Annotated in this window: 14 protein-coding genes and 2 pseudogenes; 13 read left to right on the forward strand and 3 right to left on the reverse strand. The window is 33.3% G+C overall.

Going from position 1 to position 15,080, the window contains the following annotated elements:
• The first annotated feature begins 234 nt into the window (after window positions 1-234).
• From ACIQ7T_RS06015 to ACIQ7T_RS06075, 13 genes and pseudogenes are all read left to right on the forward strand, one after another.
• A pseudogene (locus tag ACIQ7T_RS06015) lies at window positions 235-594 on the forward strand (PTS sugar transporter subunit IIA).
• Window positions 595-716: 122 nt separating this feature from the next.
• A complete protein-coding gene (locus ACIQ7T_RS06020; protein ID WP_402869145.1) occupies window positions 717-1,406 on the forward strand; it encodes a glucosamine-6-phosphate deaminase in 690 nt (229 codons plus the stop codon).
• A gap of 181 nt (window positions 1,407-1,587) precedes the next feature.
• Window positions 1,588-2,457, forward strand: coding sequence for a LysR family transcriptional regulator (locus ACIQ7T_RS06025; RefSeq protein ID WP_402869147.1), 870 nt, complete (start codon window positions 1,588-1,590; stop codon window positions 2,455-2,457).
• 135 nt (window positions 2,458-2,592) lie between these two features.
• On the forward strand, window positions 2,593-3,255 hold the full coding sequence (locus tag ACIQ7T_RS06030; RefSeq protein ID WP_370082298.1) for a response regulator transcription factor: 663 nt from the start codon (window positions 2,593-2,595) through the stop codon (window positions 3,253-3,255).
• Complete coding sequence (locus ACIQ7T_RS06035; RefSeq protein WP_402869150.1) at window positions 3,252-4,295, forward strand: sensor histidine kinase; 1,044 nt, start codon at window positions 3,252-3,254, stop codon at window positions 4,293-4,295. Before ACIQ7T_RS06030 ends, ACIQ7T_RS06035 begins: the two co-directional genes overlap by 4 nt.
• 47 nt (window positions 4,296-4,342) lie before the next feature.
• Window positions 4,343-5,860 (forward strand): multicopper oxidase family protein, encoded by a 1,518-nt coding sequence (locus ACIQ7T_RS06040; RefSeq protein ID WP_402869152.1) that lies wholly within the window; start codon window positions 4,343-4,345, stop codon window positions 5,858-5,860.
• Between the two features lie 207 nt (window positions 5,861-6,067).
• A complete protein-coding gene (locus ACIQ7T_RS06045; RefSeq protein ID WP_402869154.1) occupies window positions 6,068-6,805 on the forward strand; it encodes an urease accessory protein UreH domain-containing protein in 738 nt (245 codons plus the stop codon).
• Between the two features lie 93 nt (window positions 6,806-6,898).
• On the forward strand, window positions 6,899-7,804 hold the full coding sequence (locus tag ACIQ7T_RS06050) for an aminoglycoside phosphotransferase family protein (protein WP_402869156.1): 906 nt from the start codon (window positions 6,899-6,901) through the stop codon (window positions 7,802-7,804).
• Window positions 7,805-8,028: 224 nt separating this feature from the next.
• Window positions 8,029-8,352 (forward strand): YnfA family protein, encoded by a 324-nt coding sequence (locus tag ACIQ7T_RS06055; protein WP_370082308.1) that lies wholly within the window; start codon window positions 8,029-8,031, stop codon window positions 8,350-8,352.
• 171 nt (window positions 8,353-8,523) lie between these two features.
• Window positions 8,524-9,039, forward strand: coding sequence for an RNA polymerase sigma factor (locus tag ACIQ7T_RS06060; protein ID WP_370082310.1), 516 nt, complete (start codon window positions 8,524-8,526; stop codon window positions 9,037-9,039).
• Complete coding sequence (locus ACIQ7T_RS06065) at window positions 9,029-9,634, forward strand: zf-HC2 domain-containing protein (RefSeq protein ID WP_370082312.1); 606 nt, start codon at window positions 9,029-9,031, stop codon at window positions 9,632-9,634. The genes ACIQ7T_RS06060 and ACIQ7T_RS06065 overlap by 11 nt, the downstream gene beginning before the upstream one ends.
• Before the next feature lie 177 nt (window positions 9,635-9,811).
• Window positions 9,812-10,144: pseudogene (locus ACIQ7T_RS06070) on the forward strand (GNAT family N-acetyltransferase); the annotation flags it as partial.
• 110 nt (window positions 10,145-10,254) lie between these two features.
• Entirely contained in the window at window positions 10,255-11,091 is an 837-nt protein-coding gene (locus ACIQ7T_RS06075) for a sugar nucleotide-binding protein (protein ID WP_402869159.1), read from the forward strand.
• Between the two features lie 162 nt (window positions 11,092-11,253).
• On the opposite strand, the gene ACIQ7T_RS06080 is transcribed toward ACIQ7T_RS06075, so the two are convergent.
• From ACIQ7T_RS06080 to ACIQ7T_RS06090, 3 genes are read right to left on the reverse strand one after another with little or no spacing between them, the layout of a single operon-like run.
• Window positions 11,254-11,634 (reverse strand): DUF6262 family protein, encoded by a 381-nt coding sequence (locus ACIQ7T_RS06080; RefSeq protein ID WP_402869161.1) that lies wholly within the window; start codon window positions 11,632-11,634, stop codon window positions 11,254-11,256.
• Window positions 11,627-13,726 carry a tyrosine-type recombinase/integrase gene (locus tag ACIQ7T_RS06085; RefSeq protein WP_402869163.1) on the reverse strand — a complete coding sequence of 700 codons (2,100 nt, stop codon included), beginning with the start codon at window positions 13,724-13,726 and terminating at the stop codon, window positions 11,627-11,629. Before ACIQ7T_RS06085 ends, ACIQ7T_RS06080 begins: the two co-directional genes overlap by 8 nt.
• 12 nt (window positions 13,727-13,738) lie before the next feature.
• Complete coding sequence (locus tag ACIQ7T_RS06090; protein WP_402869165.1) at window positions 13,739-14,860, reverse strand: tyrosine-type recombinase/integrase; 1,122 nt, start codon at window positions 14,858-14,860, stop codon at window positions 13,739-13,741.
• Between the last annotated feature and the right edge of the window lie 220 nt (window positions 14,861-15,080).

The following is a 15,080-nucleotide window of genomic DNA, read 5'->3' on the forward strand; positions in this document are numbered from 1 at the left end:
ATATAACTTTATCCAAATAAAACAGATACATAAAGATAAGAGGTTGAATACGAGGGGTAAATAACAAAAATTCTGAAAATTGGTTGTTTTTTTCTAGATAAAGAATATAATAGATAGTACAATGATTGGTATAGACAACTATACCTAGGGAGAGGCGAAAAATGTTAGCTTTCTTCAAAAAATCGGTAGGTTGTCAATGTTTCCAATCCTGACGAAGCCTTTTCATCAGGTATAATGGGGCCGGGTTTTGGCATTCATCCGACAGATGGTACGGTATATGCACCGTTTGATGGAAGAGTAGTCATGATTTTTCCAACGAAGCATGCTACTGGCTTAAAATCCGATACAGGTGAAGAAATTTAATTCATGTTGGTTTAGATACTGCCAAGCTAAACGGTAATGATAGTTTCAGAGGGGCAATTAATTCAAAGTGGCGATCCTTTATTAAAAGTAGACTTTAAGAACATTAAAGAAAATGTACCTTCTATCGTCACACCAATTGTATTCACAAGTTTAATTGGACGAGAAGTTACACTTGAAAAATCCGGTTTCCAACGAGCTGGTTCTAATAATATTATTTCTATTAAGAAGTAATAAACAAGATGAAAGTGCGGGAAAGCTTGAGTATCATGTTTTTCCACAGGAATCTAGCAACTCTGGTAAGATGAGCTACAAGTATAGGTGTTTTAACGAAATTGAGTAAAGGGGATAGTGAGTTGAAATTAGAACGTTATTCTTCTAGAAATGATTTATACGCTCGTGCAGTAGACATTATAACGAATGTAAAAAATGACGGTGCTATAACGTTCGGTCTAGCTACAGGTGGTACAATGGAACCGCTTTATTCTAAAATCTGTGAGACTGAGGTTGATTTTTCCGATTGTATTAGCTTTAATTTAGACGAATATGTTGGATTAAGTGCTAAACATGAACAAAGCTATGCATATTATATGGATACACATTTATTTCGTCATAAACCATTTAAAGAATCCTATTTACCGAATGGTTTAGCTGATAATCCTACAGAGGAAGCTGCACGCTATGAATTGCTATTACAACAGAATCCATTAGATCTCCAATTGCTTGGTATCGGACAAAATGGCCATATTGGTTTCAATGAACCTGGAACGCCATTTGATTCATTGACACATCTTATAACGCTTGAACAATCAACCCGCCAAGCAAATGCACGCTTCTTTGATTCAATCGATGGAGTTCCAACACAAGCTATAACGATGGGGATTCAATCCATTATGCACGCAAAATGCATTTTGTTAATCGCAGTTGGAGAAGCAAAACGGGATGTATTACAACGTGTACTTGCTTCTGAATATACTGAAGAGGTGCCAGCAAGTGTTTTAACAAAGCATCCAAATGTTGTGATTTTAACAGATTTACAAGAGTAGGGAACAGGTCCTCATACGTCCGACTAGTCAGCTACTAGTAGACGAGGTAATAAGCAGTTGAAGATACAAGAGATTGTAGCTTCAACTGCTTTTTTTTATTTCTGTAAGTGTTTTGTAGAAAAGGTTTCAAGACGTAAATAGAATTCGATATAATGAATAAAAAAACTAGAGAGGCATGTTTATGGAAACAGAATGGTTACGAACTTTTATAGTTGCTGCGAAAACAGAGAATTTTCGTGAGACGGCAGAACAACGTTTTATAACACAATCAACTGTATCGAAGCATATTCAACATCTAGAAAAAGAACTACAAACAACACTTTTTGAACGACAAGGGAAGAATGTGAAATTAAATCATATCGGTGTTCACTTCCTTCAACACGCTGAGAAAATGATGGCAACGATTGATGAAGGATTACAAAATACTAGATCCTTTTTGAATGGTTATACGTCCCAGTTAACGATTGGTGTTTCACCACAAATTGCTAATTCTACATTGCCTGCAATCATTCATACATTTCAACAGCAAAACCCTGCTATTCAATTAACGATCGAACTGTTAAAGTCCAATGAAATCGGAGAAGCGGTATATGCAGGCAAAGTAGATATCGGTTTATCAAAATTAACATCGACACGTGACATCCACACAGTCCTTCTCGCCCAAGAACCACTTCATTTGATTGCTCCGATATCAAAAAAGGCGACAGATGCACAGACTCTATTACAGCAAGAAACTATATTAACACATGAATATGCACCTTATTGGCAGGACATACAACAAGTACTACAACAATTCCAAAGCTATAAAAGTATGAATATTAATCAAACAGAGGTTATTAAAAACTTTGTTAAGCAAGGATTAGGGATTGCCTTTTTACCAAAGAGTGTAATTGAGGCTGAATCTCATCAGCAATTGCTTCATAGCTATTCGTTAAAGGAATGCGCCCATATTGTTTCGAATACCTATTTTTTAACGAAATATGTAACTGCGGATATTGAGGCGTTTTTAGCAGTCTGTCATCTGATTTACAAAGACGTTATTAGTGATTAATATGAGAGCTAGAGAGTAGATGTTCTTTCATTAAAGGGCAATTAGATTGAGTAATAGTATGAATGAAGCGCTTTTACTGTTTTTATTGTTTATAATATTTTTGAATCTCTTATACAAAGTTGGTGTAATTGAAAAATGAAAGTGTTACTTGTAGATGATGAAGAAAAGATTACTGAGGTATTGTCATCTTATTTTGAAAAAAACGGAGATCATACATATATTGCGCATACAGGAGAATCCGCAATTCAAATGATCGATCAAATACCTCTTGATATGATTATTTTAGATTTAATGTTGCCGGATATGGACGGAGAGGATATTTGCCAATATGTAAAATCAAATTACGATATTCCGGTGATTATGCTTACAGCAAAAATCTCTATTGATGATAAGGTAATTGGATTTGAAATGGGTGCAGATGACTATGTAGTTAAACCATTTCATCCTAAAGAAATATTAATAAGAGCTGAAAGGTTGTTACCTAGTTCACATAAAAAACAAATTATTATTTTAGGACAGTTGGAATTCCATAAAGATGAGAGAAAAGTATTTGTAAATCATCAAAGTATTCAGCTCACGCCACATGAATTTAGCATTTTACTATTACTGGCTGAAAATCCTAAAAAGGTTTTTAGCAGGGATGATATCATTCTAAAAATATATAGTTTTGATTTGAACATAAATCCACGTATTGTGGATCAACATATTAAAAATATTCGTAAAAAAATGAAGGAAGAGTACATCCAGACTGTTTTTGGTTTGGGATACAGAATAAATGAAAAGGTTATAAATCAATGAAATTTCATATAAAAATTGCCTTAATTATAGCTATCTTTTCTACAAGCATACTTTTATTCATCACAGGGATATTACTTTATAAAGGTCATGAACATTTGATGATGCTTCATATTACAGATTCTAAAGAATTAATTCACCACTTTGACATGGCATTAAGGGAAACAGCAATGTGGTCATTAGGCCTTTTGCTTATTTTTATAGTAATCTCTAGTTTGTTAATTGCAAAAACATTAACGAAGCCTATCCAAGAACTGAATCACTTTGCGTTAAGACTAGTGCGTGGAGACCGTCACTTAAATATCAGCTATACGATTAATGATCAAATTGGTCAATTAGGTAAATCACTGATGAAACTAGATGAAACGTTAAACGCTTATGAACTCCGTCGTAAAGAAATGACACAGGATCTTGCGCATGAAATTCGTAATCCATTAGCCTCGATTAAAAGCTACTTGAGTGCATTTGAAGATGGGATATGGACAGCTACTCCAGATCGTTTGAAAGCATGTGTTGAGGAAATTGATAGACTAACTCTTCTTGTTGGAGAATTGGATACATTAAATGATATTAATAATCCTACATTTAAGGTCATGATGAAAGAGCAACCGATTGCTAATGTAATCGAAAAGTCTGTTATTATGTTGGCAAGTGAATTACTTGAAAAAGAAATACAAGTAGAATTGGATTTAGACAAAACAATCAATGCAAAGGTAGATGCCTTGAGATTGAATCAAATTCTACACAATATTATAAAAAATGCAATGTACCATGTTCAAAAAGATGGCATGATATTAATCAAATTATTTAAAGAAAGTGACGATTATATAATACTTGTACATGATAATGGAATTGGTATGGATGAAGAAATAAGTAAAAAAATCTTTGAACGAAATTACCGAGTGGAAAATCGATATACTGGCAACGGTATTGGTATGACAATTACCAAAAAGCTAGTGGAAGCACATAATGGTACAATTTCGGTCAAAAGTGAGAAAAATATAGGAACAACATTTTGTATACAAATGCCGTTTTCTACATAATTCCTACACAACTGTTCTATATACTTTAGGTGAAAGGAATGGTTGACATGAGGAAAATAGCATTAGCAGCAGGTATTATTGCAAGTTTGGGCATACTTGGGGCTTGTAGCCAAGGGAAAAGTAACGATATGAAGGACATGGATCATTCCTCTATGAAGATGGAGGGTATGGAACACTCTTCAAAAGATATGAAAGACATGGATCATGACAAGATGAAGGACCATGAGAGTCATAGCAATGTCGTAAGTTTAAACAATTCGACAGGAGTAAATGAAGTAAAAGTCCCTGCTGAACTTAAAAGTAATAAAAAGGATGAAGTTGTATACACAGTTAGGGCACAAAAAGGAAAAACAGAAATATTCGATGGTGTTCAAACAAATACTTATGGGTATAACGGATCGTTTCTCGGACCGATGATTCGTCTTGAAAAAGGTGAAACTGTAAAGATTAGAACTATCAATGAACTTGATGAGAATACAACTTTTCATTGGCATGGACTAGAAGTGTCAGGGGAAAAAGATGGTGGGCCTCAAAGCATTCTGAAACCTGGAGAAGAAAAAATTCTCGAATTTAAAGTGAATCAGGAAGCAGCAACGCTATGGTTCCATCCCCATCCACATGGAAAAACGGCTGAACAGGTATATATCGGGCTTGCAGGCTTAGTTTATATTGAAGATGATCATTCAAAAAGTCTTGGATTGCCAAATGATTATGGAAAGAACGATTTCCCTTTGATTTTCCAAGATAGAATATTTGATGATAAGAAGCAATTGAATTATAGCGCCACAATGAACACAGACGGAACGATTGGAGATACATTATTAATTAATGGAACGCTCAATCCTAAATTGACTGTAAACAAAGAGAAAGTGCGCCTTCGTTTATTAAATGGATCTAATGCGAGAAATTATACCTTTAAATTGAATACAGAGGATTCATTTTTTCAAATCGCAACAGATGGTGGTCTCTTGAATGAACCGGTTTCTTTAAAAGAGATTACACTAACGCCATCCGAAAGGGCAGAAATCGTAGTTGACTTTTCAAAAATGAAGGACGTTAAAGACCTAGCTTTAATAAATGAGGATGGTTCTGTCCTTTTACCATTTGTAGTTACTGATCAAAGTGGAAAGACGAGTATGCTCCCTAAAAAATTAAATGATTTATCATTAGAAGGTAAAGAAGTAGATCTACCTGTTACAAAAAAAGTGGAACTCTTTGGAATGATGGACATGGTCACGATAAACGGAAAGAAATTTGATCCGGAAAGAATTGATTTTACCCAAAAACAAGGTGTTACTGAGGTATGGGAAATTTATAATAAACCGGATATGATGGGCGGCATGATTCATCCATTCCATATTCATGGAGCACAATTTAAAGTACTCTCTCGTGATGAGAAAAAGCCACCTGAAAATGAACAAGGATGGAAGGACACAATCTCCGTAAAACCAGATGAGACAGTAAAAATAGCTGTACAATTTAAACATAAGGGCATCTACATGTTCCATTGTCATATTTTAGAGCATGAGGATAATGGAATGATGGGTCAAATTCAGGTGGATTAATGCTTATTTGTGTTTTGATTAAAATCCTGTGTTAATTTTTTGATACAGGATTTTTCTTTTATGTTCTTGTAGTGAAAAGCTATTTTTTTACGAGCGGATATTGAGGCAATTTAAACAGTTTGTCATCTGATATACAAAGAAACAGTAAATAACTTGAGGTACTAAATCTGTAATCGTACTTTAATAAAAAATAGAAGGTGTTTTTAGATGTATAGTTTAATGTCCAAAATAAGCCAATTCATTAGTGACCCTATTACAGTATTTTTGAACTCCTATGAACATTCTCCTTTCATTGTTGCGATTCTTCTTGGTTTAATAGGCGCTTTAGCACCTTGTCAATTAACGGGGAATATAAGTGCAATCACTTTTTATGGAAATCGGACATTTCAAACGAAAAATAATTGGCAAGAAATTGTATTTTTTATTCTAGGGAAAGTTGTTGTATTTAGTTTAATAGGTTTCTTCGCCTGGCTTTTCGGTCAGTCCTTTGAAACTGAGATGACTAAGTATTTTCCTATTTTTCGCAAAGCAATTGGTCCAATCATGTTCCTAACAGGGCTCGTGCTAATTGGAATTTTAAAATTGAAATTTCTAAATCAAATTCCTAAGTACATTCCGGCAGTTATAAAAGAGGGGAAATTGGGCTCCTTTCTGATGGGGGCTAGTTTTTCAATAGCCTTTTGCCCTACGATGTTTGTGCTATTTTTCGTGTGGTTAATGCCAACAGTCGTAACCTCTTCGTATGGGGTAGTTTTACCGGCCATTTTTGGAATAGCAACTTCTGTACCACTACTAGTGATGCTGGGGCTTATTCATTTTTTTGACGCAAAAAGATTCATTATGCGTACAAGCATGAAAATGGGACGAGTGATTCAAATTGTAGCGGGTGTTATTCTGATTATTATAGGGGTAGCAGATGCGATTACATACTGGGGATTGTATTAAAGAGGAAGAAGCGCCTTTGCCCCTAAACGCTACAGAGCATTTAAACATCGAAATTGGAGTTGCATTCCATATTTTATCTAAAGGAGGGAATACATGATTGAACAATTATTGAAAGAGATACCTTTGCTAAAAGATTATCGAGAGTGGAAGAGAATTAATAAGGGGTTTTCTTCAGATGAAAAGTATTTCATTTCTCTTAAAAATAGTGATGAAAAATATATGATAAGATTTTTTCCAATTAATCAATTTGAAGATAGAGAAAAGGAGTTTGCAATATTAAAAACAATTGAGACTCATACAAATAAAGCGATAAAAGCGATTGAGATTGGGAAAATTCAAGGTCGAGGTTATATAGTAACCACTTATATTGATGGGAATGATGTTGAAGCTGAATTGTTAGTATTAACAGAAAAAGAGCAATATCAATTAGGTTTTGAAGCAGGGCAAGAGCTTTTGAATCTACATAAGATACAAGCACCTAAACATATAGAATCATGGTATGAACGAAAAAGTCTAAAGCATAAAAAATATGTAGAGGCATATCTAGCATGCCCAATAAAAATTGATCAAGATGAAAAAATCCTACAATTTATAGATAATCATATGTTGTTGATGGAAAATCGCCCTAATATCTTTCAACATGATGACTATCATCCAAGTAATTTAATTGCACAGGAAGGGAAATTAAACGGAATTATTGATTTTGGGAGATATGATTGGGGTGATCCGATTCATGAATTTTTGAAAATCGGTATTTTCACACGAAATATTAGCGTTCCTTTTTCCATTGGTCAAATAAAAGGTTATTTTAATGGTGAAGAGCCAAATGATGAATTTTGGACTTTGTATAGTCTATATTTAGCCATGTGTGTATTTTCAACAGTTGTATGGACATTAAAAACAATTCCAGAAGATATGGATAATATGCGAAATAAAATTAGTATCTTCCTAGATGATCATCAGTATTTTAGTAATGTAAAACCAAGTTGGTATACATAAAACACAGACAGCTATTACGATTCTCCTTCTAACAGGAGAAAGGGGAGTTTAGTAAATATAGCGATATATACAACTTACAATATCTCGCATATCTCCTGTTAAAAAACAACCTTCTGCTTATGGTTGCCCAGGAGGTAAGCTGAATTTTTTGATTTTATTAATGGTAACGTGCTTTTATGTATAATAGAGTAGATACTGAAACATATACAGAAAGAGTGAAAAAAATGATTAGTGCAACATTATTATTTATCCTCGCAGGAATTGGCGAGATAGGGGGCGGCTATTTAATTTGGCTTTGGTTAAGAGAAGGTAAACCATTTTATTGGGGAATTATAGGCGGGATTGTGTTAGCTTTATATGGAGTTGTCGCTACTTTTCAGTCCTTCCCAACCTTTGGAAGGGTCTACGCTGCCTATGGAGGTGTCTTTATCGTCCTATCTATTTTATGGGGATGGGGAATCGACGGGAAAAAACCAGACAACTTGGATTTCGTTGGAGCTGGTATTTGTTTAATTGGTGTTTTGGTGATTTTAATACCTCGTTCATGATAGATAGTATGTTTTTATAACCTTCACAATTTGAGTAAAATCATGATTGTGAAGGGTTTTTTATTTTAAATTAAAAATTTAATTTAAAAAAATAAAAATTTTTGTAACGAATCTTCTTTAAAATCTATATATAAGTATCCACCGTTAAAAGTAGAGAGAGGAGGGAGGAAAGTGGAGGATTTAAGTGAAATATACAAATCTTATGCAGATGAAGTAAAGCGGTTTCTTATTTGTTTAACAACTAACGTGGATTTAGCTGAGGAACTAACGCAAGAAACTTTTTATCAAGCTGTAAAGTCAATTGACCGATACAATGGTGAATGTAAGATGTCTGTTTGGTTATGCCAAATTGCAAAGCATACATACTATAACCATTTAAAAAAGGAAAAACGTTATAGCCATAGTAGTGTAGAACAAATGTTGGAAGTGGGGTTGGATGTTCCATCTAATTCGGAATTACCAGACGTAGAGCTTGCCAATCGTACTACATTTATTTCCTTACATAGAGAAATTCATCAATTAAAAGAACCGTATCGTGAAATATTTTTACTTAGAACTTCCGTCAATCTTAGTTTTAAGGAAATTGGAGAGATATTCGATAAAAGTGAGAACTGGGCAAGGGTAACGTATTATCGAGCTAAATTAAAATTAGTAGAAAGGGTCCGAGGTGATCATGATGAATTGTAATATTATAAAGGATTTATTACCCTCATATATTGATGGAATTTGTAGTGAAGATACTACTAAAGTTGTCGAGGAACATTTACATCATTGTGAAGAGTGTCGATTGTATCTAGAAGTGATGGAGCAGCCAACAAATGATATTCTGCCAGAAGAAGTTATAATCGCAAAAGCACCATTTAAAAGAATAAATAAAAAGCGTCGTATTCAAGTTTTAATTTCCATTTTGATTACTTTTATTATTACAATTATAGGCTCTTTTGTTGTTCAAGAAGTGGGAGCTGTGCATAATTTCTTTTTTCCAAAGAATATGACAACTGTATATGTAACAGATGATAAGGAAGAGTGGAATGCAGTATATTTCGACAATAAAGAGTATTTTAAGTTTGATAGTATATTTTGGAACAAGGAAATCGTTAATGATGCAAATAATGACGGTGAAGTACTTCTAAGAATTAAAGATGCAAATGGTCAAGTTATAGTAGACGAATTTCACATTTCGCCCGGGAAAAGCAAGAAATTGGAGGGATTAAAGAAGAACGTAAACTATTACCTCGAGATTAAAGCTAAAAAAGGCGAATTTTTCATTAATGTAGTTTGAAATATTATTAGTTACAAAGTTATTTAACGTAAAAGTCATTGAAGAAGGATTTATAGAATTTGAATCGAATATTTTATAGTAATCCCAGAAATGTTTGGAGGTCGCAATTTTGCTACTTTATTTTTGAGATATATCATCCACCTAAAAATTTAAAGAAAATTTAGGAGCTGATATATGATGATATACAAAAATTCTCTTGATGGAATTTCTTCTGAAATGTTGAATGGCTTTTTTGTAGATTGGCCGAATCCACCTAATCCAAAAACTCACTTAAAGCTGTTAACAAACAGTAGTAAGGTGGTCATTGCTTTAGATGATTATACGAATCAAGTAGTTGGATTTATAACAGCGATTAGTGATGGAGTTCTATCTGCTTACATTCCGTTCCTTGAAGTTTTGCCAGAGTATAAAAATAAAGGTATTGGCAAGGAATTAGTCAAACAAATGTTAAATGAACTTGATGATATCTATATGGTTGATTTGTGTTGTGATGATGACTTAGTTCCTTATGTATAACAATAAAAATTATTATTTAATACGATGTACAAAATTTTCAATATTCCAACTAATCAAGTTATAATACATATACTAAATAATTTAGAAGGAGTGTTGATAAAAGATTGAAGAAATTATTAATTATTGGTGCGAGTGGTTTAGTTGGAAAAGCTTTAGCAAAAAAGTGTGAAAATGATTTTGAAGTTTATGGAACATACTTCACATCTGCTACAAATCTTCCTGATAATAAACAGTTTCAAATGAATATACAAGATGGTAAAGTGTTGAAGAGAATACTAAATACTATTGAACCTGATATTGTCATTTCGTGCCTACACGGTGATTTTGAACAATTATTGGAGTTTCATAGACTTTTAGCTGTCGAATTAAAAAACAGAAGTAGTTTACTTTACTTTTTGTCTACGACAAATGTATTCGATGGTGATTTATCAAGACATCATAGTGAAATAGATGAACCTATTTCAAAATCTGAATACGGTCAATATAAGATTAATTGTGAAATAATGCTTCAAGATTTGTTAAAGGAACGTGCAATAATTGTTAGAATCCCAGGTATTTGGGGAAAGAATTCCCCAAGATTTAATTCACTTCTAAAAAACTTAAAAAAGAATGAGCCTATACAAGCTTATCATAATTTAGAATGTTCATTCTTGACGGATGTACATTTAGCCCAGCAATTGCACTTTATTTTAAAAAATGAAGTACGTGGAACTATTCACTTGAGTTCCGAAGATAAGATAATAGAATCTCAATTCTATGAGGAATTAATAAAAAGGCTAACATCTAAAATAATAAAGGTTCAATTTAATTATTATCAGGATAAAGAAAACCTTTATTTATTTGGTCTAAATTCAATAAGAAATGAACTTCCAAAAACTTTAAATATAAAAAACAACGAAATCATAGATTACTTGGCAGGAAAGACAGCATACCGACTTTAATTGTCTATATTGTGTAAGGAAAGTTCCCAAAGCTTTTTGGGAACTTTCATAAAAGAATGTTATTCAATAAAATTGCTCGATTGTTGAACAACAAGTTAAACAACACTTTTCAACTAAACTGCACCGTTAGTTGAAGATAGAGGGGAAAAACAGCGTTCTCCCTCATAACTTCTTATAAACTTCTGCATAAGCAACTTTCAGTTGTTCCCTTAATTGCTTGTTTTCCTCTTCCAACTTTTGATTTTTTCTTTTTAGAGATGCAATGAGGGCATCCTTATTGCTCTCGTTCATTTCTCGTTTTACTTGTTTTGGTGTAGGTACTTGTGATTGCTGATTTCGTAAAGTTTCAATTCTTGAACGGAAGGCCTTGTTATTATACAGTGTTGCTTTAGATACATCTGCTTCACTGGCTACGCTGTTAAAGTTTATTTTTTCATTGGCTCTTATGAGCCTTTTAATGGCTTCATCTATCTTCCGAGAGGTAGTAGCCTTACGATTGGCATGAATAGCTTTCAAATGTTCAGAACGGTCATATTCAGTCATTTTGAACACCTAACTTTCTTTTCATCCGTTCTTGCCGACCGAAGATGATATTTCCTTCTTGGAGGATGTTTAAAATGTTTTGATAACGTAGTAAGTTTTTTTCGTTCTTCTCGGCAATATCTTCTCGCCCTCGTTGTTTTGCTATTTCAATTGCCTTTGATGTTGTTTTAATATGAAGCTCATATTTTTGCTTATCTAACTCCGAAAAACCAACAGCTAAGTCTTTACATGGCGTTTGATTGTCACCACAAGTGAGGCATGGAGGAGCTTCCATATGCGGGCAATTACCATTCAAACGAGCATGGCACGTCCCATAGGGGTTGTCCATCGCATTGAGTTTATGGTCCTGCCATAAGGCATCTAAGATGTCCCTTGGTATGTCTTCTCCTGCTTTGATTTCTTGCACTTCACCGTTTAAGTTGAAACTAAAAACTCCTTGTTTCATAACGGATTCAAACGCTTTTCTTTTCGTATTATCTAATAGCTTGGCATATCGTAAAGTCATTTCGGGTGAAGCATGAGCTAATAACTCTTGTACCGTTAGAATATCCGCACCACCATTTAACATTTTTACACCATAGGTGTGACGGAATTGGTGAGTTTTGAAATGGAATAAATCTCGATTTTCATCCGTAATGTTCTTTCGATTTGCTAAAATATTTAGTTGGTCTTGAACCCACTTTTGAGAAAATGGTTTACCTTTTCGTTGACCACGATAGCGAACAAAAATATACCCTTCGGGATTATTCTCTTGATGACTTAATTCTTTGGATTTATCAATAAGAACGGCAAGAATATTTGCTAACTGTTCATCTATTGGAATTCGATGCCCTTTTACATAAGTTTTTTCAATATCTGTTTCAATCGAATATTGTTCATTGAGTTTGACTAAACAATCAATAGTTAAGCCTAATACATCAGATATTCTAAGTCCTGTTTTAAATGCTACCCAAACTACAGGTTGAACATCTTTATGTAAATCATTGATGTGAGTGAATAATTGCTCTAATACAAAGTCGGGAATAAAATCAATTTGGTCAATAGATTTTTTTCGTCTTTTTGGTTTATCTTCGGGAAAAATCAATAGTCGTACATGGGTTTCGGGAGCCATCTCATATTCATATCGTTGAATATCTTCAAGGAATTTTTGCAAAGTTGATAATGATTCATTTACATGGCGTTCAGGATGAGCGTTACGTTGTTTTAAATTCTTTATAGCGTATTCATGTAAATGTTCAATGTATTTTACGATATGTGTTCGTTTTAAATCCTTCCACGTTGGTTCTAATGAAAAGATACACGTAAAGAACTTTGGTAAAATAGACAGGTAGCTTAATGCTGAACCCCAAGAAAAATTATTCTTACTAATCAATCGCTGTTTGACATATTTTTTCACTTGCTCACGAATATTTTGGTCTATGTTCGAGAAGTCAATATAGTAATTATTTCTACTTTTGTTATAATCAATACAGTATTTATCGTGTAATATACGAACATCCCATCTATCTTTTTCCCATTCTTCTCGAGTATCAGTGTATTGAAAAAAAGTTTTATAAATTTTTCTTAAAAAATTTGCTAAACCTGACTTGTTGAGATATTCTTTATTTTTTACTTTTACAGTTGCTTGAGTCGGCATTCCTTTTTCATTCAACCAAAACAAATATTCCCGTTCTGCTTTATCAATGTCTAAATCCAATAAAGATGATAGTTTAGGATATTTTTCGTTTAAGAACTCCGTAATTCTTTTTAATGGACTTTGATTCATAAATATACTTTTGATTGTCCATAAATCATTAAACAATTGTTGATAATAGACATATTTCACTTCTAAATTGATAGAAGGGTTATCGAATTGAAATTGAATATTTTTATTTGAATAGTTATAGTTCGATACCAGTTCTTCGAACTGCTTAATTTCACTTATAACGTTAATATTCCATTTGTCATTGATTAAGAAATATGAATTTTTTACCTGTTCAATAGAAACAGAACCATCTTTTTGAACAGTCTTTTCAGGATAAGTTGATAGTGCTCTTTGTAATCCTTCGTGGAAGCCTATTGCTTCTACCTGAACATTCTTGATTTGTTTCATCTGTTACTCCTTTCAGTCATTTCTCTTTAGGTTAAATTCAGATTGTGCTTTATTCCAATCTTCTCGAATATCTTCATTCGAAGGATGTAGGTACAGGTTCATTGTTGTTTGAATTTGAGAGTGACCTAATCGTTCTTGTACTTGTTTAATATCCTTTGTTTTCTGATAGTAGATTGTAGCGTGTGTGTGGCGAAATAGGTGAGGGTGTAGGTTTATCCCTGTTTTCTTTTTCAAACGCTTAAATAAAGATTCTACGTTCCAATATTCCATTGGTTTCCCTACATTTTTTCCTCGTAGTTTTACAAAAACAAAATTTGTGTCCAATTCTAATTCATCAAGAACTTCATACAAATAATCGTCATATAAATCCATTAAGGACTGTGATACATAAATTTCTCTTTCCCCAGATTTCAACATCGCACCGTTTTCTAATTCCCCACGTTCTATTAAACGAATCCGATGCCCCTTTCCATGGTCAAAAACAAAATCCTCCATGAAAAGAGCAAGAGCTTCTCCAATACGCAGTCCCGTTTCAAATAACAGTTGAATTAAGAATCTATCTCGAATATTAGTAGTTTCTTCTAATACTTGTTGCACTTGTTCTTTCGTTAATGTTTTTACCTTATTACGCGGTTCTTTTAATTTTAGTATGTTACTGATTGAAGGCTTGTCTTTATTTACATGATGTAAGAAACTTTTGTAACGTGAGTGTCCTCCTGTAAACACTTGCTTCATCAGTTTTTCCATTATGTCATTTTGGACTTCTTCGTTTCGATAAAGGTAGTCATAGAAGTTTGCTATAACTGTAATTGTAAGGTTAATTGTCTTTTCTGTTCGCTTTGCTTTCTCTTGTTGGAAGGGAGTAACGTTTGAACTCTGATAAGGGCTTCTTAACCATCCCACAAAATCAACTAAATCCTCTAATCTAATAAACTTATAATCTTTCTCCTTTTCTTCTAAGTAGGTATAAAAATGTTTTAAGGAATAGCAATATGTTTTTTGAGTATTAGGGCTTTTTCCTGTCTTATCTAAATACTTTATATATTTCATAACTGGCATTACAGGGAACCCTTCTTGATTCAGTAATATGTATCTTTTAATATTAGCCTCAATAAGAACTTCTTGCACCCTCATAGTACACTCCTCCTAAAAGATATTAACGCTCGGTCTAAAGACCTCACTACGCCTCCCGCTATGGGCTACACCCTCCACGAAAACAAACAAACGTTCCTATACATTATAAACATATTATACGATATTCTCAACATCTAATTAACAATTATGATATGCATAAGAAAAGAGAATATATGCTCATATATTGAACATAATATCCTCTTATTAGTTTAGTCTATTT

Source organism: Lysinibacillus sp. NPDC096212 (genome assembly GCF_044763105.1).
Classification (GTDB): Bacteria; Bacillota; Bacilli; order Bacillales_A; family Planococcaceae; genus Lysinibacillus.

Bases quoted from the DNA above. Each gene is read 5' to 3' on its own strand.
- ACIQ7T_RS06030 (WP_370082298.1), top strand. From the start codon at position 2,593: ATGAAAGTGTTACTTGTAGATGATGAAGAAAAGATTACTGAGGTATTG.
- ACIQ7T_RS06025 (WP_402869147.1), top strand. From the start codon at position 1,588: ATGGAAACAGAATGGTTACGAACTTTTATAGTTGCTGCGAAAACAGAG.
- ACIQ7T_RS06050 (WP_402869156.1), top strand. From the start codon at position 6,899: ATGATTGAACAATTATTGAAAGAGATACCTTTGCTAAAAGATTATCGA.
- ACIQ7T_RS06055 (WP_370082308.1), top strand. From the start codon at position 8,029: ATGATTAGTGCAACATTATTATTTATCCTCGCAGGAATTGGCGAGATA.
- ACIQ7T_RS06045 (WP_402869154.1), top strand. From the start codon at position 6,068: ATGTATAGTTTAATGTCCAAAATAAGCCAATTCATTAGTGACCCTATT.
- ACIQ7T_RS06035 (WP_402869150.1), top strand. From the start codon at position 3,252: ATGAAATTTCATATAAAAATTGCCTTAATTATAGCTATCTTTTCTACA.
- ACIQ7T_RS06090 (WP_402869165.1), bottom strand. From the start codon at position 14,860: ATGAGGGTGCAAGAAGTTCTTATTGAGGCTAATATTAAAAGATACATA.
- ACIQ7T_RS06085 (WP_402869163.1), bottom strand. From the start codon at position 13,726: ATGAAACAAATCAAGAATGTTCAGGTAGAAGCAATAGGCTTCCACGAA.
- ACIQ7T_RS06065 (WP_370082312.1), top strand. From the start codon at position 9,029: ATGAATTGTAATATTATAAAGGATTTATTACCCTCATATATTGATGGA.
- ACIQ7T_RS06040 (WP_402869152.1), top strand. From the start codon at position 4,343: ATGAGGAAAATAGCATTAGCAGCAGGTATTATTGCAAGTTTGGGCATA.
- ACIQ7T_RS06080 (WP_402869161.1), bottom strand. From the start codon at position 11,634: ATGACTGAATATGACCGTTCTGAACATTTGAAAGCTATTCATGCCAAT.